A 26,260-nucleotide genomic window follows, 5' to 3' on the forward strand; every position below is an offset into this window, starting at 1 on the left:
AGAAAATGTTCAGTAAAAAATGGATGGCTGCGGCCGCGCTCGGCTCGCTGCTGCTGACGGGCCATGCCATGGCCGAGGACAAGAAAGTCATCGCCGTTTCGATACCGGCCGCCGACCACGGCTGGACCGCCGGCGTCGTCTATCACGCGCAGACGGCGGCCAAGGAAATCAACGCGGCTTTCCCCGGTGTCGAGGTCATCGTAAAGACGTCGCCGTCGGCGGCCGATCAGGTGTCGGCGATCGAGGATCTCTCCGCCTCACGCAAGATCGATGCGCTGGTGATCCTTCCTTACTCCTCGGAAGAATTGACCGAGCCGGTCAAGGCCATCAAGGAGAAGGGCACCTTCATCACGGTCGTCGACCGCGGCCTGACCGACCCCACCATCCAGGGCCTCTACGTCGCCGGCGACAACATCGCCGTCGGGCGCAACACCGCGAAATACATGATCGACAAGCTTGGCGGAAAGGGTGACCTGGTTGTCCTGCGCGGCATCCCGACCGTGATCGACGACGAGCGCATCAAGGGCTTCCAGGACGCCATCGCCGGGACCGGCCTCAAGGTTCTCGACATTCAGTACGCTCATTGGAACAGCGACGAAGCCTTCAAGCTGATGCAGGACTACCTCGCCAAATATCCGCATATCGACGCGGTTTGGGCGAACGACGATGACATGCTGCTGGGGGTGATCGAGGCGGTCAAGCAGTCGGGCCGCACCGACATCAAGCTGGCGCTTGGCGGCAACGGCATGAAGGACATCGTCAAGAAGGTCATCGACGGCGACAGCATGACCCCCGTCGAGACTCCCTACCCGCCGTCCATGATCAAGACGGCCATATACATGACCATGGCCAATTTGGTTGGCCAGGCCCCGGTTCGCGGCGCCGTCAAGCTGGACGCGCCGCTGATCACCAAGGACAACGCCAAGGAATACTTCTTCCCCGACTCTCCGTTCTGAAGAACGCAATCAATGCGTGGCGCAGCATGACTCGCCCCGCCCCTTTCACACGACAAGAGGACATGATCATGTCAGGCAAGAAAATATTGATGCTCACCGGCGAGTTCACCGAGGAGTACGAGATCTTCGTCTACCAGCAAGCAATGGAAGCCGTCGGTCACACGGTCCACGTGGTCTGCCCGGACAAGAAGGCCGGAGACCTCATCAAGACCTCCCTGCACGACTTCGAGGGCGACCAGACCTACACCGAAAAGCTCGGCCATTTTCAGGTGATCAACAAGACGTTTGCTGAAGCGGAAAAGCAGCTCGATCAATACCACGCCGTATATTGCGCCGGCGGCCGCGGCCCGGAATACATCCGCACCGACAAACGGGTGCAAGCCATGGTGCGCCACTTCCACGATACCCAGAAGCCGATCTTCACGATCTGCCATGGGGTCCAGATTCTGATTGCCGTGGACGGTGTCGTCCGCGGCAAGAAGGTCGGCGCGCTCGCCGCTTGCGAACCGGAAGTGACGCTGGCCGGCGGCACCTACATCGACCTCTCGCCGACGGAGGCCTATGTCGACGGAACCATGGTGTCGGCCAAGGGATGGACAGCCCTCGCTGCCTTCATCCGCGAATGCCTGAAGGTGCTCGGGACCGAGATTCGCCATAATTAAACAAGGTCGGCGCACGTCAACAATGCGCCGGCTTCTGTTGTGATGAGACGTGCAACCACGAGTCTTTGAAGTAGGCCCTCGGTCGATGAGATCGAGGGCCACCGTCGCCGGTCAATCGAAGAATCCGGCGTCCTCCGCCAGCAAATACTTCCTGGCGCCTTCGGCGTCGATATCGAGGCCTAGCCCCGGTGCTTCCAGCAGATCCACCATGCTGTCCTTCACGATCTGCTTGGGCAGGCCGATGACGATGTCGTTCCACCAGGGGTCCGAGGCACTGGGGTATTCGAACGCCACGTAATTGGCGGGCAAGGTGGCGCAGACGTTGATCAGCGCGCCGAGGCCCAGCAGGCCATTCGCCGTGCCATGCGGCGCCATCAGGATCGAGTGCATATAGGCGTGCTCGGCGACCCATTTGAGCTCGGCAATGCCGCCGATGTCGGCAGGATCGGGGCCGATGACGCGCACCGCCTGCGTCTCGATCAGTTCCTTGAAATTGTGCCTGAGGTAGATCTGCTCGCCGGTATGGATCGGCGTCGAGGTGGAGGTGGTCAGTTCCCGGTAGGCCTGCGGATTGACCCACGGTACATAGTCGCCGGTCAGCATGTCCTCCAGCCACATCAGATTGTACCTCTCGACCGCGCGGGCGAACCTGATCGCATCGGGCAGCATCCAGCCCGGGCCGCAGTCGAGCGCCAGGCTGACCTTGTCGCCCAGCACTTCCTTCATCGCGATCACGCAGTCGAGCATGTGGTTGAAACCGCGTTCGCTGATCACGCCCTGATCCATGGCACCGTGATAGCCGGCCTTCTTCTGCGTCACGCCATAATGGAAGTCCTCGATAGTGTCCTTCATGTTGGAGTGGAACGAGATTCCTTGCTTAACCATGAAGAAGTTCTGCGGCTGCTCCATCATCCATTTGACGTCCGCGGCGTAGTCCTCCGGCCGGTCGCCTGTGCGCTTCTGGCGGATCGAGCCGTTATAGACGCGCACCTTGTCGCGCACCTTGCCGCCGAGCAGCTTGTAGGCCGGCACGCCCGCGGCCTTGCCGGCTATGTCCCAAAGCGCATGTTCGATAGCGCTGACCGCCGCGCCATAAGGCTTGAAAGAACCGCGTTGGCGGATCTTCAACATGACCCGCTCGACATCGGTCGGATCCTCGCCGATCAGCGCCTCTCGGAAATGCAGCACAAATGGCTTGAGATAGGTCTTTGTGAACTCGACTTCGCCCAGACCGTAGAGGCCCTCGTCAGTGACGACGCGAACGATGGGATGCCGCCCGATGACGGCGCAGCGCAGGTCGGTGATTTTCATGGCGCAGCCCTATCTCACGGACGAGAAAGCTGTCGGCGCGAGCAACTGGCTGCTGATATTGGCAACGATCTGCCCGTCGCGCTCGGACTCGTCCCGAGCCCTGTGCCATGCCGGATCGGTGACGAAAGCCGTCCATTTCGCCTCACGCTCGGCCAGTGATTGCCAGGCTAGGAAATAGGTGAGGCGATTGCTGTTTTCGCCGATCGCCGTGGTGAAAAACCCAGCCTGGCGGATGCCATGCCTCTCCCAGATGGCCAGCGTTTGGTCTGAAAAGCGCTTGAGCAAAGCCGGCAGCCTCCCCGGCAGGCAGTCATAGATACGCAGTTCGTAGATCATGGTTTCGTCCGTTTCTTTCTACGCCTCTCCCTTGGGAGAGGTCGACACGAATGGTCGGTCGTCGGCCTGTGAGCCTGGCGGGAATGATGGCAGGGGATCTGGGCTAACTCCAGGTCCGGTCCCAGCTAGATTCATTGTCCCAATGCTCGGTGGATTGCCATATTCCCGTGACACCGGGCTGCACGTGCTGGCTGATCACCTCGTCGACCACATCGTCTATGCCCAGCCCCGGCTTGTCGGGCACGGTGACGAAGCCGTCCTTGACGAGCGGCTTGGGCAGGCCAGTGACGATATCGTCCCACCAGTCGACATCGGCGGAGTGGTATTCGAGCGCCATGAAGTTCTCGGTCGCGGTGGCGACATGCGCGGCGGCCATCGCGGCGATCGGGCTTTCGGCCATATGGATGGCCATGGCGACACCGTGATCCTGCGCCATGTCGCCGATCTTCTTGGTCTCGAGAATACCCCCACTGGTGAGCAGGTCCGGGTGGATGACGGAGAGGCCGCCGCTCTTGAGCAGCGGCTCGAAGCCTTCCCTGAGGTAGATGTCTTCGCCGGTGCACATCGGCACCGTGGTGGCCCCCTGCAATTGCCGGTACTGCTCGGTGTGTTGCCAAGGGATCACATCCTCCAGCCAGGCCGGGGCGTATTTCTCGATGCGACGCGACAGGCGTATGCCGTCCTGCAGCGAGATGTGGCCAACATGGTCGATGGCGAGCGGGATCTCGTATCCAATCACCTCGCGAACCTCGTGGATGTACTGCTCGAGCAGGTCGATCCCCTTTTCGGTGAAATGCAGGCCGGTGAACGGGTGCTGCACGTTCTGCGCGTCGTAGGCGAGATTGCGGGCCTTGCGCTCCTCCAGCGTGCCGCCACGGCCGCGCGGATTAGCATGAAACCCTTCGAGCGCGCCGGCGGGCGCGGACACGGCGCCCGGGACATGGGCGATCTGCATCAAGCCCAGGTCCATCTTGAGGAAGGTGAAACCGCGGTCCATGCGCTGCTTGAGGCGCTTTCCGGTTTCGGTGCCGCTCGGTTGCTCGGCATCGGTATCGCAATAGACGCGCACCTGATCGCGGAACTTGCCGCCGAGCATCTGGTAGATGGGAACGCCATAGGCCTTGCCGGCGATATCCCAGAGCGCGATCTCGACCGCCGAGACGCCGCCGCCCTGCCGACCGTGCCCGCCGAATTGCTTGATGCGGCGAAACAGGCGATCGATGTCGCAGGGGTTCTCGCCAAGCAGCCGGCTCTTCAGCATCAGCGCGTAGGTGGCGCTGGCGCCGTCGCGCACCTCGCCAAGCCCGACGATGCCTTGGTTGGTATAGATCTTGAGCAGCGCCGAGGTGAACGGCGCACCGACGATCTCGGCCACCCGCATGTCGGTGATGCGAAGCTCGGACGGCTTCGAGTTGGTGTTGACCCGGTTGAGGGCCTCGTCGGCTCCATCCGTCTTTGGCATGACTTATCCTCGTTCTGATTTGCGGGTTGTCGCCCGCATGCCGCCGATAACGCTGCTAGCCCAGTTCGATCTCATGGGCTTGCAGGTAATCGCGGTTCATCTCGATGCCGAGACCCGGCCTCAACGAGAGCTTGAGGCTACCGTTCGAAACATCAAGCGGCTTGTCGATAAGATGATCGTACTTGCCCAAATTCCACTCCGACGTTTCGAGCTTGTAGAAGTTCGGAACGGTCATCATCACCTGCGCACCCGCAACCACGTTGATCGGTCCCGCGGCGTCATGGGGCGAGACTGGGATGTAGTAGGCTTCGCACAGAGCGGAAATCTTCTTGAGTTCGGTAATTCCACCGGTCCAGGTGACGTCAGGCATGATGTAGTCGGCGAGCTTGTTCTCGAGAACCGGCACGAAATCCCACTTTGTGTGGCCACGCTCGCCCCAAGAGATAGCGGCACTGACCTTCTCGCGAACCTGCTTGAGGGCGTTAAGGCTCTCGGGCGGGCATGGCTCCTCGAACCAGTCGATCTGGCCGGCTTCCTCGAGGCTCCGACAGAGGCGAATGGCGGTCGGAACATCGAAGCGGCCATGCGCATCGATGAGGATGTCGATGTCTGGACCCGCCGTTTCGCGGATCAGAGCCGTGAGTTCGGCAGCCTCGCGTTCGTCCTTGCGGGTCATGCCGCCGTCGAGATAGCCGTCCCGCTGTTCGCGCGACACACCGTCGGCATCGCGACCCTGGTGGGGGAAGGGGTCGAACTTGAGAGCAGTATGTCCAGACTCGACGATGTCAAGGATTTCGCGCACCACAGCGTCCTTGCTGGTGAATTTGGCCTGGTTGGGGTGGGTGTAGAGCGCGATCTCATCGCGGACCGGCCCGCCCAACAGTTCGTAGATCGGCTTGCCGAGGACTTTACCCCTGATGTCCCAGAGGGCTATGTCGATCGCGCTCACGCATTCGACCGCGGCGCCGCGGCTACCCATATAGGTGAAGCCGCGGAAGATCTTGTGCCAGAGGCATTCGATACGCGCCGGATCTTCGCCTGTCACGGCGGCTCCGATCTGTCGAAGGATCGTGCAGAGGGCGCGGTTGGCGAGCTTCGTGGTGGTGGTGATCTCTCCCCAGCCGCTCACTCCCTCGTCTGTCGTCACCTCGACGAACAGGAATTCCCCCCAATAGGAAGCACCAGACTTGATCAGCCACGGCCGAACGCTCGTGATTTTCATTTCAACTGCCTTTTCAGTAATGGTCAACCACGCTGTTCCAGACCCGACCCCTCGTCCTATCCGGCCCGAGCGGCGTTGCGTGCACGCATCTGTTCGAGAACATGCCGGCCGGAACCCTCGACATGGCGGGAGATGAGTTCGGCCGCCTTGTCGGCCTCCCCCGCCTTGATGAGCGCAATGAGTTCGCGATGCTCACGAATGATCGCGGCACGCCGCGCGAGCGTGAAATTGAAACGCCGGCTCACCGCTCGCAGCACTTCGCGATGCTTCCACCAGAGCTCGGCGGCATGGCGGTTATAGTGCCGCTGGTACATCACCGTGTGAAATGCGGTATCCAGTTCACTGTGCCTGAACGTGTCGGCGAAATTGTTCTCTTCGATCAGGCCTTGGATACGTTCGAGTTCGGCGATGTCCTCGCCGGTGGCCATACCTACAAACCATCGCGTCAAGGCTGGCTCGATCAGAACTCCTATCTCGTAGATATCGCGGACGAAATCCTGATCGATGGGCCTCACACGCGCCCCGCGGTTGGGAGAAAAGATGACGAACCCCTCGCCCCGCAACAGTTGCAGGGCCTCGCGCACGGGATTGGTCGACGTGCCGTGGCGGCGGGCGAGATCGGTGACAACAAGCCGTTCGTTGGCGGCGAGCCGTCCCTCGATGATGTCTTCCCTGATCAGTTCGTAAAGCGAGGCACCCTCGCTGGAGGCTCCGATGGCGTCGATCCCCGGAGGTGGCTTTGCTTTGAAATCGTCTGTTTCGGCCAAGGGCCGGCTCCCCAAATTAATACACAGTCTGTCCGATATCACGCACGGTTCCCACAAACAATGTACGATCTGGTGCGTTGACAGGCAATCCAGGTTCTGAAAACGTACTAAGCGGTCGAGAGGATACACCGTACTGCAAGAACCATCCTCGCGATCGCAGGGCGGAGAACCAGGGAGGATACCTATGACGAGGATCATGCTCGGCAGTGCGGTCCTGCGCGGCACTGTCGTCCGTATTTTGACGGCATCACTTATGTCCACATCGGCGATGGCTGCGCCACCGGTCGACATCAGCAAATGGTCGCCCGAATATGTGCGCTCCATCGCGGGAACACAGGATTTCGACACGGCCGCCGATTGCGCCAAGGTCACCCCGCTGGACTACAAGGGGCGACTGACTTTCTGGTATCAGGGCGTGTTCGAGGGCGATCCCGACCTGCTGCGCCAGTACTACAAGGATTTCTTCGAGACTTTCCGCAAGACCTATCCGAACATCAAGCTCGAGGAACAGGCCCTCACCTATAACGACCTTCTCGACAAATTCCGCACCGCGCTCCTGGGCAATGCCGCGCCGATGGCGGTGCGCCTGCAAATCCTGGGCGGTACCGAATTCGCCTCGAAAGGCTATCTGCAGCCGCTCAAGCCGGAGGATGTGGGCTATTCGACCGAGGATTTCTGGCCCGGCGCCATGAAGGCCGTGACGTGGGATGGGGTCACATACGGCGTTCCAACCAACAACGAGACGATGGCCTTCATCTGGAATGCCGACATCTTCAAGCGTGCGGGTCTCGATCCGGACAAGGCTCCCGCAACCTGGGACGACGTCGTCAAATATTCCAAGCAGATCCACGACAAGCTCGGCATTGCCGGTTACGGCCTCGTGGCTCGCAAGAATGCCGGCAATACACCCTATCGCTTCATGCCGCAGCTGTGGGCCTATGGCGGCGGCGTCTTCGACGAAGCCACCGCGAACCCGACTTACAAGGAGGTGGAGCTCGACAGCCCGCAGAGCAAGGCGGCGCTGGAAGCCTCATACGACATGTATGTCCGAGACAAGTCGGTTCCGGTTTCGGCACTTACCAACCAGCAGGCCGATAACCAGCCTCTGTTCGTCGCCGGCCAGCTAGGCATGATGATCTCGCACCCGTCCGACTACAACGTCATGCTTGACCTGCAGAAGAAGGCGACGGGCACCGACAAGGAAAAGGCGCAGACCGTCATCGACAACATGCGCTACGGCCTGATTCCGACTGGCCCCGACGGCAAGCGCGCCGTCGTGTTCGGCGGCTCGAACATCCACATCCTGAAGCCCGAATATGTCGAGGGCGGCAAGGTGGACGAGCCGGCCGCCAAGGCGATGATCTGCATGTGGACGAGCCCTGAATGGTCGTTGAAGATGGCCTATGCCGGCTCGAACCCGGGCAATCTCAATGGCTTCAAGACCAAATGGATGAAGGAACGTCTGGACCATATCAAGTTCCTCGATGTCACGACCTCGATGCTGCCCTATGGCATACCCTTCCCGGCGCTGCCGGAATCCCCGGAAATTATGAACATCATCGTCCCGGACATGCTGCAGAATGCCCTGACCGGCGCGATGACCGTCGACCAGGCAGCGGACGACGCGGCCAAGAAGGTGAAAGACCTGATGGGCGGGCTCTAGTCCCAATCTGACCTGCGACCCACCGGCTGCGCCGAGAGCGCGGCCGGTTCGTTCCGAAAAAAGGGCACGCCACAGTGACGATCGTGACCGGCAAGGCCGAGGCTCGCCGAAAATCGCAACCCGGCAGGTCCGGCGCGCTGCGGAACATCTGGACCCATCGCGCCGACTACGCATACGTGCTCCCGGCGATCGCCGTGATGCTCGTCGTCATCGCCTATCCAATCTACTACACGATCGAGCTGTCGTTCTATAAGACGCCGCCTGGCCTGCAGCTCCGCGACAAGACCTTCATCGGCTTCAACAATTACACCACCATCCTCACCAGCGATGTGTTCTGGAAAGTAACCTGGAACACCCTGATCTGGACATTCGGATCCACTTTCATCTCCTTTGTCCTGGGGTTTGCCACGGCGCTGGCGCTGCACCGAGACTTTGTCGGCCGCGGCGTCCTGCGCGCCATCCTGATCATCCCCTGGGTGATCAGCGCCGTTGCCGCCTCCTATATCTGGAAGTGGATCTACCATTCGGATTTCGGCATCATCGGCGCTGTGCTGGTCGGCCTCGGATTGACCGACCGGCCACCCAATTTCATCGACAACGTCAGCACGGTGCTGCCCTCCCTGATCGTCGTCAATATCTGGCGCGAGTTTCCGTTCGCCATGATCATGATGATGGCCGGCCTGCAGACGGTCCCCGAGCAATTGTTGCGCGCCGCCAAGGTCGACGGGGCCAGTGCATGGCAGCGCTTCTGGCACGTCACTTTCCCGCACTTGCGCAACGTTTCGGTGGTGACGATCCTGCTGCTCGCGGTGGCCAACTTCAATTCCTTCATCATCCCCTGGATCATGACCGCAGGCGGACCATCGAACGCATCGCATATCTGGATAACCCATATTTACGAGCTCGCCTTCGGCCGCCAGCGCTGGGGCGTGGCATCGGCCTATTCGGTGCTCCTGTTCCTCATCCTGATGACGCTGGGCTATTTCTATGTCCGGGCGCTAAGCGGCAATGAGCGGAAAGAGGGGAGCACATGAGCAGGCTTGCGGAGACAACCTCCCGAGGCAGGCCCCATCGCCGCATGCGCGTCGACGGATGGCGCTGGGCCGGGCGCATCTTCCTCTTGTTCATGCTGATTTACACTGCGGTGCCGATGATCTGGATGCTGATCACCTCGATCAAGTCCGGCTTCGCGGCGACGCAATTCCCGCCGCAGTGGTGGCCAAACGAGCCTACGCTTGCCAGCTACAAGAAGCTGCTCGATCCACAGAACAGCGTCGGCCAGGACTTCCTGCGCTTCTTCTGGAACAGCCTGTTCGTGTCGACCGTCACGACAATCCTTTCGGTGATCGTTGCCGTCCCCGCGGCCTATGCGTTTTCGCGCTTCACCTTCCCCGGCCGGAACTTCCTGTTCTTCGCCGTGCTGCTGCGCAACATGTTCCCGGCGGTGATCTTTCTCGTGCCGCTCTTCATCCTGATGCGCGCGATCGGGCTGGTGAACACGCATGGCTCGCTGATCTTGACCTATCTCACGTTCGGCCTGCCCCTGGCGATCTGGCTGCTCAAGGGTTTTTACGACAACATCCCGGTGCAGCTCGAGCAGGCGGCGCGTATCGATGGGGCAACACGGTTCCAGGCCTTCATCATGATCGTGATGCCGCTCTCGACGCCGGGGATCATCGCCACCGCGATCTATTCCTTCATCGGCGCGTGGAACGAGTACATTTACGCTTACACGTTCCTCTCCAAAAATGAACAGTTGACCCTGCCGGTCGGCATCCAGCGCTTCTTCTCGGAAAACACCACGGACTTTCCGGGCCTGATGGCGGCGAGCTTCATGATGAGTGTGCCTGTCGTGGTGCTGTTCCTCGTCCTGCAGCGATACTTCGTACGCGCCCTGACAGAAGGCGCGGTCAAGCATTAGGGAGTTGCCGATGGCCCACGTGGTCCTCAAAGATCTCGTCAAGACCTATGGCGGCTTCAGGGCGGTCAACGATGTTTCACTGACGGTCAACGACGGCGAGTTCGTTGCGCTTGTCGGCCCTTCAGGCTGCGGCAAGACAACCACGCTCAACCTCGTTGCCGGGCTGACCCCGATCACATCGGGCGACATCCTCATTGGCGACCAGGTGGTCAACGACCTCGACCCCAAGGACCGGGACATCGCAATGGTGTTCCAGAACTACGCGCTTTATCCGCAAAAGTCGGTCTACATGAACCTCGCGTTCCCGCTACAGATGCGCAAACTGCCCAGGGACGAGATCGACAAGAAGGTCAAGGAAGCGGCGCGCGTGCTCGACATGACGCACCTGCTCGAGCGCAAGCCGCGCGAACTTTCGGGCGGGCAGCAGCAGCGTGTGGCGCTGGGCCGTGCGCTCGTGCGCGATCCCGCCGTGTTTCTCATGGACGAGCCGCTCTCCAACCTCGACGCGAAACTCCGCGTACAGATGCGCTCGGAGATCAAGCGCTTCCACCAGGACCTCAAGGCGACGATCATCTATGTGACGCACGACCAGCTCGAAGCCGTCNTGGGCCGTGCGCTCGTGCGCGATCCCGCCGTGTTTCTCATGGACGAGCCGCTCTCCAACCTCGACGCGAAACTGCGCGTACAGATGCGGTCCGAGATCAAGCGCTTCCACCAGGACCTCAAGGCGACGATCATCTATGTGACGCACGACCAGCTCGAAGCCGTCACCATGGCCGACAAGATGGCTGTGATGAACGGTGGCTTCCTGCAGCAATACGATTCACCGGCGCAGGTCTTTGCCCATCCGGTGAACATGTTCGTCGCCAGCTTCATCGGCAGCCCGGCAATGAGCCTCATTCCGCTGGAGACATCGACGGCAAACGGCAACACCGTGTTGACCAGCGCGGAGGGCTGGAGCCTCGGACTCTCGCCGCGCAACGTCCAGAAGGTCACGAGGGCAACGACCAAGAAAATCGTGCTCGGCGCACGCCACTCGACGATCAAGCTCCACAAGAGCTCGGTGCAAGGCAGCATCCCGGCCAAGGTCTACACGGTGGAACCAACCGGAGACGTCACCTTCGTGCAGGCGTTCCTGTCCGGTGCCATCGTCAACGTCAGCGTGCCGCCCAACGTTGCCGTCGCGCCCGACGAGCGGATCTGGCTCGAGTTCGACCAGGAGCGGATGCATCTGTTCGACGGTGAGACCGAGATGGCTCTCGAGGCCGACTGAGACAGGGCGGATGCGTGTGGGACGCGGGCGTGGATGACTACGAAACTTAAGATCACGGCGATCAAATCCTATCCGGCATGGGTGGGAACGCGCAATCAGATGCTGGTGAAGGTCGAGACCGACCAGGGCATTTTCGGCTGGGGCGAGAGCGGCCTGAGCGGCCGCGAGAAGGCCGTGGCCGGCGCGATCGAGCACTATCGCGAGTTTCTCGTCGGCCGCGATCCCATGCAGATCGGGCGGATCTGGCAGGAGATTTATCGCAGCCAGTATTTCGAAGGTGGGCGGGTTCTGCAGGCGGCCATTTCGGCCATCGATATCGCCCTTCACGATATCAAGGGCAAGGCGCTGGGGGTGCCGGTCCATGAGCTGCTGGGCGGCAAACAGCGCGACCGGATCCCCACCTTCGCCTCGACTGGAGACGAGGCCGAGGGCGATGTTGCCATCGAGCGGGCCCGCGAATTGCGCGCACAAGGCTGGCAGGCGATCCGCTTCTTTCCCGTGGGGCAAAACAGCAGGGACGTGTTCGAGCCACGCGAGTCGATCGGCGCTACCGCGACCATGCTGAACAAGGCGCGCCGGGCGCTGGGTAACGATGTCGTCCTCGGCATCGACTATCATCATCGGCTGTCGGTGGCGGAGGCGGCGAGCTTCTGCAACAAACTCGACCGCGGCGTGCTCGATTTTCTCGAGGAGCCGATACGCGACGAGACGCCGGAAGCCTACGAATCCCTGCGCACGATGACCGACATCCCCTTTGCCATTGGCGAGGAATTTGCCAGCAAGTGGCAGTTCCTGCCCTACATCGAGCGCGGCATCCACCAGTTCAACCGGCTCGATATCTGCAATGTCGGCGGGTTCACCGAGGCGATGAAAATCGCCGGCTGGAGCGAGGCGCACTATGTGGACCTGATGCCGCACAATCCGCTTGGTCCAGTATGCACGGCCGCGACGGTGCATCTGGCCGCCGCTGTCCCCAACTTCGCGTGGCTTGAGACCAGGGCTCCCGAAGCAAGGCTTGGCTTCGACAATTCCGAATTTTTCCCGGTGCAACCACGGCTCGACGGCCCCGACTACCCGGTGGGCGATCTGCCGGGGCTCGGCGTCGAGGTCAACGAAGAGGCCGTCCAGGCGCAGAGCTTCCATTTCTGGGAAGCGCCCCACCTCAAGCGCCGCGATGGTTCTGTCACGAACTGGTAGTTCCCTTTCAATCGGAGTCCACAATGACGCACATTTCCGACATCACGCGGCCGCCGAAGGATCTGATCGACGCGCTAAAGGAGATCGGCGCCGCGACGGTTGCCGGCACGCTTGGCCATATGGGCTTCCGCAATCCGCATATGGTCGGCCCGGTGGCGCAGAACCACGGCAGATCGATCGTGGGGCCGGCACTGACGCTGCAGTTCCTGCCGCAACGGCCCGATCTTTTCAACGAGGGAGAATATGCCGATCCGGAAACACAGCTGCACCGGCATGTGCTGTACCACGCACAAGAGGGGGATGTGGTCGTGGTCGATGCGCGCGGCGACATGAGTTCGGGCGTCTTCGGCGATATGATGTCGACGTATTTCAAGGGCAGAGGCGGCGCGGGTATCGTCATCGACGGCTGCATGCGCGACCGGCCCAATGTCGAAAAGCTCGATCTGGCCTTATGGCTGCGCGGCTGGACGCCCAACTACCATGTTCAAACCAGCATCTATCCCAATGCCGTCAACGTTCCGATTGCCTGCGGCGGTGTCACTGTGATCCCCGGCGACATCATCGTCGCCGACGATGATGGGGTGGTGGTGCTGCCCGTTGCGATGGCCGCGAAGGTGATCGAAGAATCCAAGAAGCATCACGATTGGGAGGAGTTCTCACGCATGAAGCTCATGGAGGGCGGCTCGTTGCAACGCTATTATCCGCTGCACCCAAGTGCGACCGAAGAGTACGAGGCCTGGCGGGCAACCAACCCAAAATTTTGATGGACGATCGAGACCCCGAAATTTCTCGTGGAGGGCAAGCGAACCGCCGGGTCTCGGACGGGCGTTAGTCACGCGTTACGGACAGTCCCGCGATGAGCGGAGCGTAGGCGGCGAGCCTGCGCGATACGAACTCCGTGAAAAGCCGAACGCGCTTCGTCTTGCGTGTCTCCCCCTGCGTGAGAACCCAGAGTGTCCCATGCATGGGCAGGTTGGCGCCCGGCACCCTCACCAGCAGGGGGTCGATATCTCCGACAAAGCACGGCAGTTTCGTCATCCCGATCCCTTGCTGCACCGCGATGATCTGCGTCTCGGCATCCGGAGTCCTGAACGGAGCTCCGATGGCGTGAACTTCTCCCTCGCGCGCCCAGTCCGGAATTCCATGATCGTCTATTACGATCCACCGGAGGGGATCAGGCGTGCCCGCACGCAAGGCGGCCAGTCGATTGCGAGACATGTAGACGCCGCTGAACACCTCCGGTCCCTTCAGGCCGTGAAGATTGAGCGGCAGGGTCTTGCGGTCGGCGACAATGCGGATCGCGACGTCGGCCTCTCGGTTAGTCAGATTCGCCACCTCGCCAGTGGTCAAGATTTCCATCTCGATGTCCGGATGCATACGCGCGAAGTCGGCGAGATCCGGCATGAGCAGGTGTGTGGCGAGGAACGGTGGAACTGTCACCCGCAAAAGCCCGCGCGCGCTCTGGTCGCGACCGAAGACGCGCGTCTCCAGCTGGTGCGACGACGCTTCCATCTGGTTCGCGAGTTCGAGGACCTCCTCGCCCGCAGCCGTCAGGCGGTAGCCCGATGGCAGCTTTTCGAACATTTGCGCCCCGAGGCGTTCCTCGAGTTGAGCGATGCGTCGCAGCACGGTCGAGTGATACACCCCGAGGCGCTCGGCGGCGGCCCGTACCGAGCCTCCGCGCGCGGCGGCAAGAAAGTAGCGAACGTCATCCCAGTCAATCATGGTGCATTCCCGCGCCGCCAGCTGCGCCTTCCGAAGCCCATTCTAGCACGCTGAGCTGTCATGCGCGCGGCCGGTGCGGCGTTCAATCTTCTGGCTGGATCGTTTTCGCACCACCGATATGCACGATTCCGCACTCACCGCCCGACTTCGGCGATCCCATCTTCAGGCTCTCGGGTTGACCTACCGCACAGCCAAAGACCCGAGATGGCGAAACGAAGGACGCACGACATGAACAGACTGAATGGAAAGACTGCAGTGATCACCGGCGGCGCCACCGGCATCGGCCGCGCCGCTGCAAAGCGCTTCGTCGAGGAGGGCGCCTTCGTCTTCATCTTCGGCCGCCGGCAGCAAGCGCTCGATGGCGCTGTGGCCGACCTCGGACCCAATGCCCGTGCGGTGAAAGGCTCGGTCTCGGATGAGGCCGACCTCGACCGGCTCTACGCTACGGTCAAGGCCGAGCGCGGGAGCCTCGACATCGTCTTCGCCAATGCCGGGGCTGGAGCCCCGCTTCCGCTCGGCCAGATCACCGCCGAGCACATTGACGAAACCTTCGACACCAATGTGAAGGGTACGATCTTCACGGTCCAGAAGGCGTTGCCCCTGATGGGCCCGGGCGGTTCGATCATCCTGACCGGGTCGAGCGCCGGCACCACGGGCGCCCCGGGGTTCACTGCCTACAGCGCGAGCAAGGCGGCAGTGCGCAACCTCGCGCGGAGCTGGGCGGAAGACCTGAAGGGCACCGGCATCCGCGTAAACGTGCTGTCGCCCGGGGCGACGGCGACCGAACTCGCGAAGGAAGCGCTGGGCGAGGAAGGACAGAAGGCCTTCGCCTCGATCACTCCGCTGCAGCGCATGGCCGATCCGGCGGAAATCGGGGCGGTGGCTGCCTTTCTCGCGTCGTCGGACAGCAGCTTCATGACCGCCAGCGAGGTCGCCGTCGACGGCGGCCTGGCGCAACTCTGACGCCGGTGCGTTCCCGCGCCTGGCCCAAACAACGAAGGATAAAAGATCATGAAAAAGCTACAAGATAAGGTCGCTGTCATCACCGGCGGAACCAGGGATCGGGTTGGCGACAGCCAAGCGCTTCGTTGAAGAAGGCGCGCACGTCGTGATCACCGGACGACGAGAGACAGAGCTGAAGGAGGCCGCAGCCTTCATCGAGAGAAACGTTACGCCGGTCGCAGGCGACGTGTCGCGCTTGGAGGATCTGGACCGGGTCTACGCGGTCGTGAAAGAGGAACACGGCCACATCGACATTCTCTTCGCGAACGCGGGAGCGGGGACAATCGCACCGCTCGCCGCAGCGACAGAGGCCCATTTTGACCAGACCTTCGATGTCAATGTGAAGGGGCTGTTTTTCACGGTACAGAAGGCGCTTCCACTATTCAGTGACGGCGGTTCGATCATTCTGACCTCTTCGGTCTCCAACGTGTTGGGGCTGCCAGGGTTCAGCACCTACGCTGCGAGTAAAGCGGCGGTGCGAAACTTCGCGCGCGCTTGGACACTGGAGCTGAAAGATCGCAAAATTCGCGTGAATTCAATGAGTCCCGGACCAATCGAGACCCCGGCATTGGCGACAACGACGGGCCTTACCCCCGAGCAAGCCGAGCAGGCGGCCGCCCAGTTTGCTTCACAGGTCCCAATGGATCGCAGGGGCAAGCCAGAGGAAATCGCGGCTGCCGTCACGTTCCTTGCCTCTGACGAAAGCTCTTACATCACCGGCGTGGATTTCGCCGTCGATGGAGGCATGGCCCAGGTCTGACCTCGGCACCACACAAGATCGGAGAAACATCATGAGCTACGCAATTATCGGCTTCGGCAATATCGGCCGAGCCCTCGCCAAGGCATTTGCTCGCAAGGGTATCGAGGTATCCGTCGCAACCACGCGCGACCCGGAAAGCTTTACGGCCGACGCGGCCGCGATCGGGCCTACGATCGTCCCCAAAAAGCTGGCGGACGCGGTCAAGGCGGACATCATCTTTTTGGCAGTCCGTTTCGAGTCGCATCCGGATGTCGCGAAGGCGCTGTCCACCTGGAAGGGGAAGACCATCGTCGATGTGACCAATGCCTACGGCGTGCCCCCCGAGGACCTGGGAGGACAGCCTTCTTCCAAGTTCATCGCGCAGGCTTTCGCTGGTGGACGACTGGTCAAGGGCTTCAACCATTTGATCGCTGCCTCCCTTGACCAAGATCCAGCAGTGCATGGTGGCAAGAGAGTCGTGTTCCTGGCGAGCGACGATAACGCTGCCGCAGCGGAGATTGGTACGCTCGCGGAAAATCTCGGCTTCTCGCCGATCAAACTTGGCGGGCTTTCGGAAGGTGGGCTGCTGGTCCAGGCGCGCGGAAATAGTTGGGGTCATCTGATCTTTAAGGACCTGGTCAAGTTCGACTGACGAACACGACGTGCCCACCGGCAGGGTCACGTGATCCGGTCCGAGCGAAATAGGGAAATTCCCATGACTATCGAGAAGACCGTCCAGACCGTGAAGGACTTCTTCGCCGCGATCGGCCGCGGCGACAGGAAGGCTCTGCTGGCGCTGGTCGCCGAAGACATCGAGTGGATCATTCCGGGCGAGGACTGGCCGCTGGCCGGAACGTACCGCGGACACGCGGGGCTGGCGAATTTGCTTGAGACGGCATCCAAGTCGATAGAAACGTCCACTGAACCCCGGGAGTTCATAGCGCTAGGAGACCGGGTTTTGGTCGTCGGCTCCGCGAGGGGAAGGATCAAAGCCACGAACAAGACGTTCGAGGACGACTGGATCTTCGCCATCACGGTCCGGGACGGCAGATTGACCAACATCCGGGAATACGTCGACACACAAGCACTGGCACGTGCCTCGCAGATGGACGCGTCCGGACCGGCGTAGCGCTGGCCATCCGCGGCCATCGGAATGGGGTAGACGGCGGATCAGCGGCGGCTCGCCCCCTCGAATGCTCAATCGAAAGGAGATCTCGATGTACGACCAATCCAAGCTATCCGAGTTGATCCGGTTCGCACGCGCAGATGCGGGCTTCACCGTCATCGACGTCTACCCGGGCGGCGGCGACTGGACCCGCGTCTTCTCAGACATCGTGGGACCCCAAGGACGTGTCTACAGCTTCGTGCCGGCCGAAGTCGCTAATTTCAAGGACGATCCGGTCGGCCGCATGCGGACGCTCGCGAAGGAGCCGGGCCGAGAGAATGTCGAAGCCGTCTCAACGGACCTTGTGGCGATGCCGGAGGTCACGCAGCCAGCTGACGTTATATGGCTGCATCTGTTCTATCACGATCTCCACACCGCTCTGATTCAGGCCAGGGGCTTGACGGCGGCCGACTTCAATCGAGCCGTCTACGAGCGGCTGAACCCCGGTGGTTCCTACGTCATCGTGGAGCACGCCGCCGCCGTTGGGGCCGGCACGAGCGAGGCACAGTCGCTGCATCGGATCGAGCCTGCATCCGTTCGCGAGGAGGTGGAGGCGGCCGGTTTCGTCCTGGACGCGGATAGCACCATGCTGGCGAACAAGGACGATCCGCACTCGATCAAAGTGTTCGATCCTTCGATCAAGGGCAAGACCGATCGCTTCGCCTATCGGTTCCTGAGGCTCTGACAGTGAGTGATCCGCCCCGCGGTGGGCTCAGCTCCCGCAACCGTGAAAGCGTTGCCGCTTCCACACGGAGGGGCCTTGGCCGTCCGTTCTCTTGAGCAAAGGTGCGGGCGTAGCGCAGCCCTCTTGAACACGGATCGGAGAGGATTGTGAGGTATCTCACTGCCTATCCGGCGTGATACGCGACACGCGATGCCGAATGCGCTCACGCCCACTCTTTTGTTGCACCAAGCCGGCTACGCGAACGTCCATCAAGGACCGCTCTTTCGCCCGCTTTGAGGTCTCGTTGCCCGCGAGGTAGACTGCTCGCATGACCTTCAGCCTCATCTTCCTCGGGACCTCGGCCAGCGTGCCCTCGGCCGAGCGCAATCACCCGGCGCTGCTCGTTGAAGCCGGCGGTCAACGGGTGCTGGTCGATTGCGGGGAAGGCACCCAGCGTCAGCTTCTGCGCAGCGGCGCCGGATTCAGGCGACTTGATCGCCTGCTCCTCACCCACGCGCATTTCGACCATGTGCTCGGGATTCCAGGTTTGTTCTCGACGCTTCGGCTTCGGCAGAGCGAGAACCATGTGTCCATTCATGGCAGCGCGGACACTCTTGACGTCGTCGCCCGCATGCTCGCTGGCCTTTGGGGTGAGGGACGCGCGCCGATCCCGCTGCAACTCGTGCCGCTTGTCCCCGGACGCGTGTTCGAGGTGGATGAGTTCACCGTCGATTGCTTTCAAGTTCGCCATCGCGACACTGACAGCTATGGTTTCGTCTTCGAGACGCCGGCGCGTCGTCACCTCCGTTCGGAGCGCTTGGTAGCTCTCGGTGTGCCAGACGGTCCGATCCGGAAGGATTTAGCCGAAGGCCGCACAATTTCTCTCCCCGACGGCCGAACGATTGCTCCCGAAGCAGTCCTCGGAACACCCGAGGCTGGCAAGAAGCTGGTCATTGTAGGCGACACCGAAACCACTGATGGAATGGCCGACAAGGTGAGCGGCGCCGACCTGCTTGTCATCGAAGCCACATTCCTGCAACGAGATGCAGCGATGGCGCGCGACTACGGACATCTGACAGCTGCGGAGGCAGCATCGCTGGCAGCGGCCAGCGATGTAAAACAGCTCGTTCTTACGCACATCTCCGGCCGCTATCGCGACGATGAAATTCTCGCGGAAGCCGTTCAGGCGTTTGCGAACAGCCTTGTCGCAACGGATTTCACCACCCTCACCGTCTAAGTGGCAGAGCCATGACATTCAGAATTGGCGTCATCTCGGACACGCACGGCTTGCTGAGGCCGGAGGCGGCGCGTTGCCTGGCCGGGGTCGACCACATCATTCATGGAGGAGACATCGGTCGCCCCGAGATCATCACGGCGCTTCGCTTTATCGCGCCGGTTACCGCGATCAGAGGAAACGTGGACACCGGTGGCTGGGCGCTGCCATACGCGGAAACCGAGCTCGTACGTCTTGCCGGGCGAGCAATCTACGTGCTTCATGATCTCAAGACGCTGCAGATCGACCCGGTTGCCCAAGGCATCGATTTGATCGTGTCCGGTCACTCGCATGTGCCGAGGAGACAGTGGATGGCGTGCTTTATTTGAATCCGGGCAGCGCTGGCCCACGACGGTTTAAGCTGCCTGTCACACTTGCGACGGTCGACATTACTCGAGACAGCATAGAGCCTTCGATATTGAGCTTGGCAAGCGGCTGAACCAATTCAGCGCCGACACCACGCCCGCGACTATATCCGACTGTCTCCTCGATTTTCACAACCACTTGAAATCGCCGTTAAATATTACCAATCGCCGCGCAAATACCGACACCGGGATCCGTCAGAAAATTGCGCTTTTGATTTGAAGGAAAATCGACACAAACAAAATTTTGAGGTTTTCACCAACTATCGAGACCAATCGGACGATTCTTTGCACAATGCGATGATCGACAGCGCGTCCCAACCGCGTAGAAAAGTACCGATCAATGCTCCAACGGCGGTGCCATCTCGGGGCTCACGCAACAGAAGGCAGCATAGGGATCGGCACCATCGCCTTCAAATAACGTTCTCAAGCGGCCAGGCGTCGGGAACCCGATTGCCCGTTGGAAACGGATCGGTTGGGTCGAGCATGTCCTGGTGGATACCTGGTATCCACGCGCTTTCTGAAATGACCGGGACGATTCCGGCTCTGCCCCCAACATCGACCTCCGACTCGATCTGACAGTCAATTCGGAGCCGATTATCAGCCTGCCTACATCGCTGTTGAATAGGAGATATGCGTACGAAGGCAGGTGCATTTGACCTGGGCGGTGGTCTGCTCCGATAGGGGACGGGTCCCTTGCCCTTCCCGGAGCCGCGTCAAGCGCTGCGCGAAATGGAAGCCTTACGCGATTGTCCGCACGACACCGCCGTCGACACGCAAGGACGTGCCTGTTGTCCCCGACGCCTGCTCCGAGCAGACATAGACGACCAGGTTCGCGACCTCTTCAGTTGTCGTGAAGCGATTGAGGAGTGTTGTCGGGCGCAACGTCTTCAGGAACTGCTGCTCGGCTTCCTCTTGCGTAATGCCCTGCGCCTCCGCGGCCGCCTTCATCCAACCGCTCATGATCTCCGAATTCGTTGGACCAGGGAGAACCGAATTGACGGTGACGCCCGTTCCGCCGACCTCCTCGGCCAGTCCCCTCGCGATGGCGAGCTGAGCGGTCTTGGTCATGGCGTAATCGATCATGTCCTTGGGGATTGCGAGCGCAGACTCGCTGCTGATGAAGACGACACGCCCCCAGCCGCGCTTCGCCATGCCCGACGCATAGTGGCGGGAAGCGCGGACGCCGCTCATGACGTTGAGCTCGAAGAGGTCAATCCACTCCTTGTCGGCAATATCGAAGAACGGCTTCGGGCGCCCCGTGCCCACATTGTTGACGAGGATATCCGCATCCGGCACCCGCGCGAACAACTCGGCCGCGCCTTCCGGGGTGGCAAGATCGGCGACGACACCGACGAATTCGCCTTTCGGGAAAAGCGCGTGCAACTCGCGAAGCGTTGCGGCGACCCTGTCCTCGCGGCGACCGTTGATGACGACCGAGGCGCCCGCACGCGCCAACCCTTCGGCAATGGCTCGGCCAATGCCCGCCGTAGACCCAGTAACAACCGCCTTGCGTCCGGTACTATCGATTTCCATGGCACATTTCCTTTCAAGCGTTGGTAGACGCTTCATTTAAGTCATGTGAAAAACATTGATAATAACGCTGATTTCCATAAGACTGATGCCTTGGGAGAATATAATGGACCGATTTCACGAGTTGAATGCCTTTATCGCGGTGGTCGAATCGGGCGGCTTTTCGGCTGCTGCGCGTCGGACCGGCGAGTCACAGCCCGCTGTCAGCAAGGCAATCGCGGCACTCGAGAAACGCCTCGGCGTGGCGCTGTTCAATCGGAGCACCCGCAGCGTGACCCTGACGGACCAGGGGCAGCGATACTATGACCGGACGAAGCCGCTGGTTGATGAAATCGACGATGCCGATAGCGAACTCACGAGCAGCACGCAGACTGTTTCGGGCCTGATCAGGATCAGCGCGGCCTCCACATTTGGCCGCCTGCATATCCTGCCGCTGATACCCGAGTTGTTGTCGCTTTATCCCGGCCTTCAGGTGGATCTCGTTCTTTCGGATTTCGTGCGAGACATGGTGGAAGATCGGATCGACCTGGCGATCAGGGTGGGGCCTGTCGAAGACTCGGACGCGGTTGTCCGCCGGGTGGCGGTCACGCCCCTCGTTTGCGTCGGATCCAGTCGCTATTTCGAGAAGCATGGGATGCCGAAGTCCCCCGCAGACCTGAGTGGGCACAATTGCCTTCTATACGGTGGCCTGACGGAATTGGCGAAATGGCCGTTTACAGGCCAACACGGACGGTTCAGCGTGACCGTTCGCGGCAGCTTATCGTCCAACAGCGTCGAAACGATCCGGGCTGGAGTTCTAGCCGGAGTCGGAATCGGCCTCTTCGCCAAGGTCTCGCTCGCCGATGAGCTCAATCATCCTGACGTGATCACGATACTCGACGACTTTCTCGACGACGTCAGAGACATCAGCCTCGTCTGGCCGAAGCGTCGGTTCGTGCCGGCACGCGTACGCCGCGCGACCGACTTCTTTGCAGCAGCCGTCCCGCAGCGTCTCTAGCCTAGGCCGAAGTAACGCCTATCGTCATCGGTGGGGAGGCTTCGCCTGCAGCGCGAACAGTGCAAAGCTGTTGACTGACGCGTTCCAAGCAGCCTTCACACCAGCACCTAGCCAGCACTCGACACGCTATGACCGTTGCTCAAGCTTTCTTCAGCAACGGGCCAAATTCGACGACTTCATTGAGTGCTTCAACAATGAGCGGCGGCACCAGGCGCTCGACATGCACTGCCCGGCCGGGCGCTACACGCCGTCACCACGCCGCTACACTGGCCTGCCTGACCTCGATTACCCGTTTCACGACAAGGCCGTCACCGTCACCACATGCGGCCGCATCTGTTTCGACCGAAAGAAGATCAATCTCAGCCTTCTTTGCCGGCCAGACCGTCGGCATCAAACAGGTCGAGGACCATATCTGGCCGGCTTCCTTCATGGATTATGATCTGGAATACTTCGACGATGAGGCATGCAGGCTCGAACCACTCCAAAACCCCTTCGGGCCAAAGTGTTGCCCATGTCTCCGGTATAAACCGTAACCCATGTGTCCGGAACGGACCCGGGGTATCTGACGCATCCGACGGGATTCGAACCTGTGACCTGTGCCTTCGGAGGCAAGGTTCACTCTGTCACAAATTGGAAAATCTTCGACTAAGGTTGTGTCTCCGATAGCAGAAGAACGCCTCTTCGATAGTGGGTCTCGGGATGCAGCGCTCTACCGCTACCAATCCCCGACCGGCGATGGCCCCCCTTTCAATACATCACGAACGAGGCAGTCGATCTTCCATTTCAGTCGAACCATCGGCGTAGGTGGACCTGTCCCTTTCACAGTCGAAACCGCCTTTTGCACGACGTCCGAGCTGAGGCTCTTTTCGCATCGCATACAATCGCCTTTAATTTCGGCTCACAGCTGAGGAGTACGAGATGACAAGGTCGAATGAAGAAGCACTGAAGCGTACAAACCGGAGACACCAGCTTCGCGAAATGGTGCCGTTTGCAGACAGTACGATCTACGAAATGGAACAGCGCGGCGAATTTCCGCGACGCTTCGCTCTAAGCCCGAGATGCGTAGTCTCGCGGCGTCCGTTCAGCGTTTGGGTAGGCCTGAATCACTCCCACTCGATTGTGCCAGGCGGCTTCGACGTGACGTCATACACAACGCGGTTGATGCCGCGGACTTCATTGATGATACGCGTGGCGGCGGCGCCCAGGAAGGCCATGTCGTAGTGGTAGAAGTCAGCCGTCATGCCGTCGACGGAGGTCACGGCGCGTAGCGCACAGACGAATTCGTAGGTCCGGCCGTCGCCCATGACGCCGACAGTCTGCACCGGCAGCAGCACGGCGAAGGCCTGCCAGATAGCGTCATAGAGGCCGGCCTTGCGGATTTCGTCGAGATAGATTGCGTCGGCCTCGCGCAGGATCTCCAGCTTTTCCCGCGTGATGCCGCCCGGGCAGCGGATGGCGAGGCCGGGGCCTGGGAACGGATGGCGTCCGATGAAGCTTTCGGGCAGGCCGAGCTCCTTGCCCAGCGCCCTCACCTCGTCCTTGAACAGTTCGCGCAACGGCTCGACCAGTTGCATGTTCATGCGCTCGGGCAGGCCGCCGACATTGTGGTGCGACTTTATGGTGACCGAGGGGCCGCCGGTGAAGGAGACGCTTTCAATGACGTCGGGATAGAGGGTGCCTTGCGCCAGGAAATCGGCGCCGCCGAGCTTCTTGGCCTCATCCTCGAACACTTCGATGAACAACCGGCCAATGGTCTTGCGCTTCGTTTCCGGGTCGGACTCGCCTTCCAGCTGCGAGATGAACTTGTCCGAGGCATCGACCAGGATCAAAGGCAGATTGTAGTGCTGGCGGAACATCGCCACCACACCAGCGGCCTCGTCCTTGCGCATCAGGCCATGGTCGACGAGGATGCAGGTCAGCTGGTCGCCGACCGCCTCGTGGATCAGAAGGGCAGCCACCGAGGAATCCACGCCGCCCGACAGCGCGCAGATGACCTTGCCTTTGCCGACCTGCTCGCGGATCGCCTCGACCGCGTGCTCGCGATAGGCGCGCATCGTCCAGTCGCCTTCGATGCCGGCGATGTTGTGGACGAAGTTCCTGAGCAGCCTCGCACCATCCGGCGTATGCACCACCTCGGGGTGGAACATGATGCCGTACATCCTGCGCTCGATATTGCCGAAGATGGCGAAGGGCGAGCTTTCCGATTTGCCGAACACCTCGAAGCCCGGCGGCAGGGCGATGACGCGATCGCCATGGCTCATCCACACCTGATGGCGCTGGCCAGTGGCCCAGAGGCCCTCGAACAGCGGACTGTCCTTCTCGATTTCGACAAAGGCGCGACCGAATTCGCGATGGTTGGAGCTTTCAGCGACACCACCCATCTGCACGCACATGGCCATCTGGCCATAGCAGATGCCAAGCACCGGCACGCCGGCATCGAAGACGACCTGTGGCGCGCGCGGGCTGCCGATATCGGAGGTCGAAGCCGGGCCGCCGGACAGGATCACCGCTTTTGGGCTGATGCGCTTGAATGCCGCCTCGGCCGACTGGAACGGCACGATCTCGGAAAACACGCCGGCCTCGCGGATGCGGCGGGCGATGAGCTGCGTAAACTGGCTGCCGAAATCGACAATCAGGACGGTGTCGGTGTGATTGGCTGTCGTCATGGCGAGCCTTTAGAGAAAGAAACGAGTCAGTGCAATGGGTTGCGTCGCCTGACTCTCAGAGCGGTGTCGCCTCGTCACGAGATGAATCCTGCCGGAGCAAGCCCGAACCGATCGCCTGTTCGAGCCGCATGACGGCGTCGGCCAGCTTTTCATCGATGACGTGCAGATATTCGGTCCAGTCGCCGACGTGCCTGAGATCAGCCGCGCCGTCGGAAATGCCGCGGAGCCCGATGAGCGGGATGTCGAAAAGCTGACAGGCGCGCAAGCAGGCGAAGGTCTCCATGTCGACCATGTCGGCTGCGATCGGGTCATACGCCGCGCCGGTAATGACGGCACCGCCGGTCGACAGTGTCGCCTCCTTGATTTCGGGAATACGCAACGGCAACGGTACGATCACCGGGAGGTCGAGAAACGGCGTCGCGCCTTTTTCGAAGCCCAGCGGCGAGGCATCGATGTCGCGATAGCTCACCGAGACGGCCTGGTAGATTTCGGTCTGTTCCAGGGTCCGGCTACCAGCGGAGCCGAGCGATACCACCAGATCGGGCAATGCCTTGTCCGATTTCAACCAGGAGAGTTCAACGCCCAGCCGCACGCCGGCCTCGACCGGGCCCACGCCCGTCATCAGCGGCGTGAACAGCCGCTGCAGATGCGGGCCATACTCGGCCTGCGCCGCCATGACGAAGAGGACATCCTTGCCGCCGATGCGCACGACGTTGCCAGTCATGGCGATCCTCCTGCTTGCGTTAGATTATGACCAACGGCCTGGCCTCTGCCTGCGGCAGCCCCGTGCGACCGCCACGATGAATTCGCCTGCGGCGAACCGGCCACTCACCCAGCGATACCATCGCGGCCTAGCACCGTCATCATCGTCCCGGTCATGGTGGCGATCAGCTTAGCCTCGCCGTCGGTGGCGAAGGCATAGGCCTGGCCGTCGGCAACGATGATGGTGCGGCCCGGTTTGGTCACCGAACCGCGGAACAGAAAACGCTCACCCCGGCCCGGCGCCAGAAGGTTGACCTTGAATTCGATGGTCAGCACGCCGGAATTCTCCGGCATGAGCGAGAACGCCGCATAGCCGCAAGCCGAGTCCAGCGCCGTCGAAATGACGCCGGCATGTAGGAACCCATGCTGCTGGGTCAGCGCCGCCGAATAGGGCATCTCGATCTCGATGATGCCGGGGGTCACCAATGTCAGTTCGGCGCCGATCGTCGCCATCGCCTGCTGGCGTGCGAAGGACGCCCTGACGCGATCCTCATAGTCCGGAGCCGGTACGATCTTTGCTGCCATCGCCGTTGCCTTCACGTTTGCCGGGAAAGCTTATCGCAGAGGCATGAGCGGCAGGCAAATGCTTTTGCTGCACTGCA

26 protein-coding genes and 3 pseudogenes are annotated in these 26,260 nt (G+C 61.2%); 18 read left to right on the forward strand and 11 right to left on the reverse strand.

What is annotated here, in order from left to right; genetic code table 11:
* Window positions 1-5: 5 nt before the first annotated feature.
* Both X742_RS160180 and X742_RS160175 read left to right on the forward strand, forming a co-directional pair.
* Window positions 6-956: a substrate-binding domain-containing protein gene (locus tag X742_RS160180; protein ID WP_023771318.1), complete on the forward strand. Its 951-nt coding sequence runs from the start codon at window positions 6-8 to the stop codon at window positions 954-956.
* 68 nt (window positions 957-1,024) lie between these two features.
* Window positions 1,025-1,618, forward strand: a complete 594-nt coding sequence (locus X742_RS160175; protein WP_015319191.1) for a DJ-1/PfpI family protein — start codon at window positions 1,025-1,027, stop codon at window positions 1,616-1,618.
* A 111-nt stretch (window positions 1,619-1,729) separates the two neighbouring features.
* On the opposite strand, the gene X742_RS160170 is transcribed toward X742_RS160175, so the two are convergent.
* The 5 genes from X742_RS160170 to X742_RS160150 all read right to left on the reverse strand — a co-directional run bounded on the left by X742_RS160170 (window position 1,730) and on the right by X742_RS160150 (window position 6,716).
* Complete coding sequence (locus X742_RS160170; protein WP_023771319.1) at window positions 1,730-2,929, reverse strand: mandelate racemase/muconate lactonizing enzyme family protein; 1,200 nt, start codon at window positions 2,927-2,929, stop codon at window positions 1,730-1,732.
* A gap of 9 nt (window positions 2,930-2,938) precedes the next feature.
* Window positions 2,939-3,265, reverse strand: a complete 327-nt coding sequence (locus X742_RS160165; protein ID WP_023771320.1) for an NIPSNAP family protein — start codon at window positions 3,263-3,265, stop codon at window positions 2,939-2,941.
* Between the two features lie 103 nt (window positions 3,266-3,368).
* Window positions 3,369-4,727 (reverse strand): mandelate racemase/muconate lactonizing enzyme family protein, encoded by a 1,359-nt coding sequence (locus X742_RS160160; protein WP_023771321.1) that lies wholly within the window; start codon window positions 4,725-4,727, stop codon window positions 3,369-3,371.
* Between the two features lie 55 nt (window positions 4,728-4,782).
* The gene (locus X742_RS160155) at window positions 4,783-5,949 is read right to left on the reverse strand and encodes a mandelate racemase/muconate lactonizing enzyme family protein (RefSeq protein ID WP_015319195.1); all 1,167 of its coding nucleotides are present in this window, start codon (window positions 5,947-5,949) and stop codon (window positions 4,783-4,785) included.
* Window positions 5,950-6,005: 56 nt separating this feature from the next.
* Window positions 6,006-6,716 carry a GntR family transcriptional regulator gene (locus tag X742_RS160150; protein ID WP_023771322.1) on the reverse strand — a complete coding sequence of 237 codons (711 nt, stop codon included), beginning with the start codon at window positions 6,714-6,716 and terminating at the stop codon, window positions 6,006-6,008.
* Window positions 6,717-6,900: 184 nt separating this feature from the next.
* Between X742_RS160150 and X742_RS160145 the strand changes: the two genes are divergently transcribed.
* The 6 genes from X742_RS160145 (at window position 6,901) to X742_RS160120 (ending at window position 13,534) form a co-directional block, all read left to right on the forward strand.
* Window positions 6,901-8,379: a sugar ABC transporter substrate-binding protein gene (locus X742_RS160145; protein ID WP_031240557.1), complete on the forward strand. Its 1,479-nt coding sequence runs from the start codon at window positions 6,901-6,903 to the stop codon at window positions 8,377-8,379.
* A gap of 74 nt (window positions 8,380-8,453) precedes the next feature.
* Window positions 8,454-9,413, forward strand: coding sequence for a sugar ABC transporter permease (locus tag X742_RS160140; protein WP_023771324.1), 960 nt, complete (start codon window positions 8,454-8,456; stop codon window positions 9,411-9,413).
* Window positions 9,410-10,300, forward strand: a complete 891-nt coding sequence (locus tag X742_RS160135) for a carbohydrate ABC transporter permease (RefSeq protein WP_023771325.1) — start codon at window positions 9,410-9,412, stop codon at window positions 10,298-10,300. The genes X742_RS160140 and X742_RS160135 overlap by 4 nt, the downstream gene beginning before the upstream one ends.
* Before the next feature lie 10 nt (window positions 10,301-10,310).
* On the forward strand, window positions 10,311-11,573 hold the full coding sequence (locus X742_RS1000000176715; protein WP_023771326.1) for an ABC transporter ATP-binding protein: 1,263 nt from the start codon (window positions 10,311-10,313) through the stop codon (window positions 11,571-11,573).
* 33 nt (window positions 11,574-11,606) lie between these two features.
* Window positions 11,607-12,770, forward strand: a complete 1,164-nt coding sequence (locus X742_RS160125) for a mandelate racemase/muconate lactonizing enzyme family protein (RefSeq protein WP_023771327.1) — start codon at window positions 11,607-11,609, stop codon at window positions 12,768-12,770.
* 23 nt (window positions 12,771-12,793) lie between these two features.
* Entirely contained in the window at window positions 12,794-13,534 is a 741-nt protein-coding gene (locus tag X742_RS160120) for a ribonuclease activity regulator RraA (protein ID WP_023771328.1), read from the forward strand.
* Between the two features lie 64 nt (window positions 13,535-13,598).
* Here X742_RS160120 and X742_RS160115 read toward each other — a convergent pair whose 3' ends face one another.
* On the reverse strand, window positions 13,599-14,495 hold the full coding sequence (locus tag X742_RS160115) for a LysR family transcriptional regulator (protein WP_023771329.1): 897 nt from the start codon (window positions 14,493-14,495) through the stop codon (window positions 13,599-13,601).
* Window positions 14,496-14,723: 228 nt separating this feature from the next.
* Here X742_RS160115 and X742_RS160110 point away from each other — a divergent pair, with 228 nt between their 5' ends.
* The 7 genes and pseudogenes from X742_RS160110 to X742_RS01000000169880 all read left to right on the forward strand — a co-directional run bounded on the left by X742_RS160110 (window position 14,724) and on the right by X742_RS01000000169880 (window position 19,777).
* Window positions 14,724-15,458, forward strand: coding sequence for an SDR family oxidoreductase (locus tag X742_RS160110; protein ID WP_023771330.1), 735 nt, complete (start codon window positions 14,724-14,726; stop codon window positions 15,456-15,458).
* Window positions 15,459-15,506: 48 nt separating this feature from the next.
* Window positions 15,507-16,257, forward strand: a pseudogene (locus X742_RS01000000169875) (glucose 1-dehydrogenase).
* Window positions 16,258-16,288: 31 nt separating this feature from the next.
* Entirely contained in the window at window positions 16,289-16,888 is a 600-nt protein-coding gene (locus X742_RS160105) for an NADPH-dependent F420 reductase (protein ID WP_023771331.1), read from the forward strand.
* Window positions 16,889-16,951: 63 nt separating this feature from the next.
* On the forward strand, window positions 16,952-17,365 hold the full coding sequence (locus tag X742_RS160100; protein ID WP_023771332.1) for a nuclear transport factor 2 family protein: 414 nt from the start codon (window positions 16,952-16,954) through the stop codon (window positions 17,363-17,365).
* Between the two features lie 88 nt (window positions 17,366-17,453).
* Window positions 17,454-18,086: a class I SAM-dependent methyltransferase gene (locus tag X742_RS160095; protein ID WP_023771333.1), complete on the forward strand. Its 633-nt coding sequence runs from the start codon at window positions 17,454-17,456 to the stop codon at window positions 18,084-18,086.
* 307 nt (window positions 18,087-18,393) lie between these two features.
* Window positions 18,394-19,302 (forward strand): ribonuclease Z, encoded by a 909-nt coding sequence (locus X742_RS160090; protein ID WP_023771334.1) that lies wholly within the window; start codon window positions 18,394-18,396, stop codon window positions 19,300-19,302.
* A gap of 11 nt (window positions 19,303-19,313) precedes the next feature.
* Window positions 19,314-19,777, forward strand: a pseudogene (locus X742_RS01000000169880) (metallophosphoesterase family protein).
* Window positions 19,778-20,113: 336 nt separating this feature from the next.
* On the opposite strand, the gene X742_RS1000000175585 reads toward X742_RS01000000169880, so the two are convergent.
* Both X742_RS1000000175585 and X742_RS160085 read right to left on the reverse strand, forming a co-directional pair.
* Window positions 20,114-20,335, reverse strand: a complete 222-nt coding sequence (locus X742_RS1000000175585; protein ID WP_084056278.1) for a proline racemase family protein — start codon at window positions 20,333-20,335, stop codon at window positions 20,114-20,116.
* Between the two features lie 106 nt (window positions 20,336-20,441).
* Window positions 20,442-21,236 (reverse strand): SDR family oxidoreductase, encoded by a 795-nt coding sequence (locus X742_RS160085; RefSeq protein ID WP_023771335.1) that lies wholly within the window; start codon window positions 21,234-21,236, stop codon window positions 20,442-20,444.
* A 103-nt stretch (window positions 21,237-21,339) separates the two neighbouring features.
* Between X742_RS160085 and X742_RS160080 the strand changes: the two genes are divergently transcribed.
* The 3 genes and pseudogenes from X742_RS160080 to X742_RS1000000172240 all read left to right on the forward strand — a co-directional run.
* Window positions 21,340-22,230 carry a LysR family transcriptional regulator gene (locus X742_RS160080; RefSeq protein ID WP_023771336.1) on the forward strand — a complete coding sequence of 297 codons (891 nt, stop codon included), beginning with the start codon at window positions 21,340-21,342 and terminating at the stop codon, window positions 22,228-22,230.
* A 70-nt stretch (window positions 22,231-22,300) separates the two neighbouring features.
* On the forward strand, window positions 22,301-22,669 hold the full coding sequence (locus X742_RS1000000175590) for an IS3 family transposase (RefSeq protein ID WP_245273852.1): 369 nt from the start codon (window positions 22,301-22,303) through the stop codon (window positions 22,667-22,669).
* Between the two features lie 479 nt (window positions 22,670-23,148).
* Window positions 23,149-23,298, forward strand: a pseudogene (locus tag X742_RS1000000172240) (AlpA family phage regulatory protein); the annotation flags it as partial.
* A 35-nt stretch (window positions 23,299-23,333) separates the two neighbouring features.
* On the opposite strand, the gene guaA reads toward X742_RS1000000172240, so the two are convergent.
* From guaA to X742_RS160065, 3 genes are all read right to left on the reverse strand, one after another.
* Window positions 23,334-24,896 (reverse strand): glutamine-hydrolyzing GMP synthase, encoded by a 1,563-nt coding sequence (guaA, locus tag X742_RS160075; RefSeq protein WP_023771338.1) that lies wholly within the window; start codon window positions 24,894-24,896, stop codon window positions 23,334-23,336.
* 55 nt (window positions 24,897-24,951) lie between these two features.
* Window positions 24,952-25,620 (reverse strand): 5'-methylthioadenosine/S-adenosylhomocysteine nucleosidase, encoded by a 669-nt coding sequence (locus X742_RS160070; RefSeq protein WP_023771339.1) that lies wholly within the window; start codon window positions 25,618-25,620, stop codon window positions 24,952-24,954.
* A gap of 104 nt (window positions 25,621-25,724) precedes the next feature.
* Window positions 25,725-26,183, reverse strand: coding sequence for a PaaI family thioesterase (locus X742_RS160065; protein ID WP_023771340.1), 459 nt, complete (start codon window positions 26,181-26,183; stop codon window positions 25,725-25,727).
* Between the last annotated feature and the right edge of the window lie 77 nt (window positions 26,184-26,260).

The sequence above is a fragment of the Mesorhizobium sp. LNHC229A00 genome (genome assembly GCF_000502415.1).
Classification (GTDB): Bacteria; Pseudomonadota; Alphaproteobacteria; order Rhizobiales; family Rhizobiaceae; genus Mesorhizobium.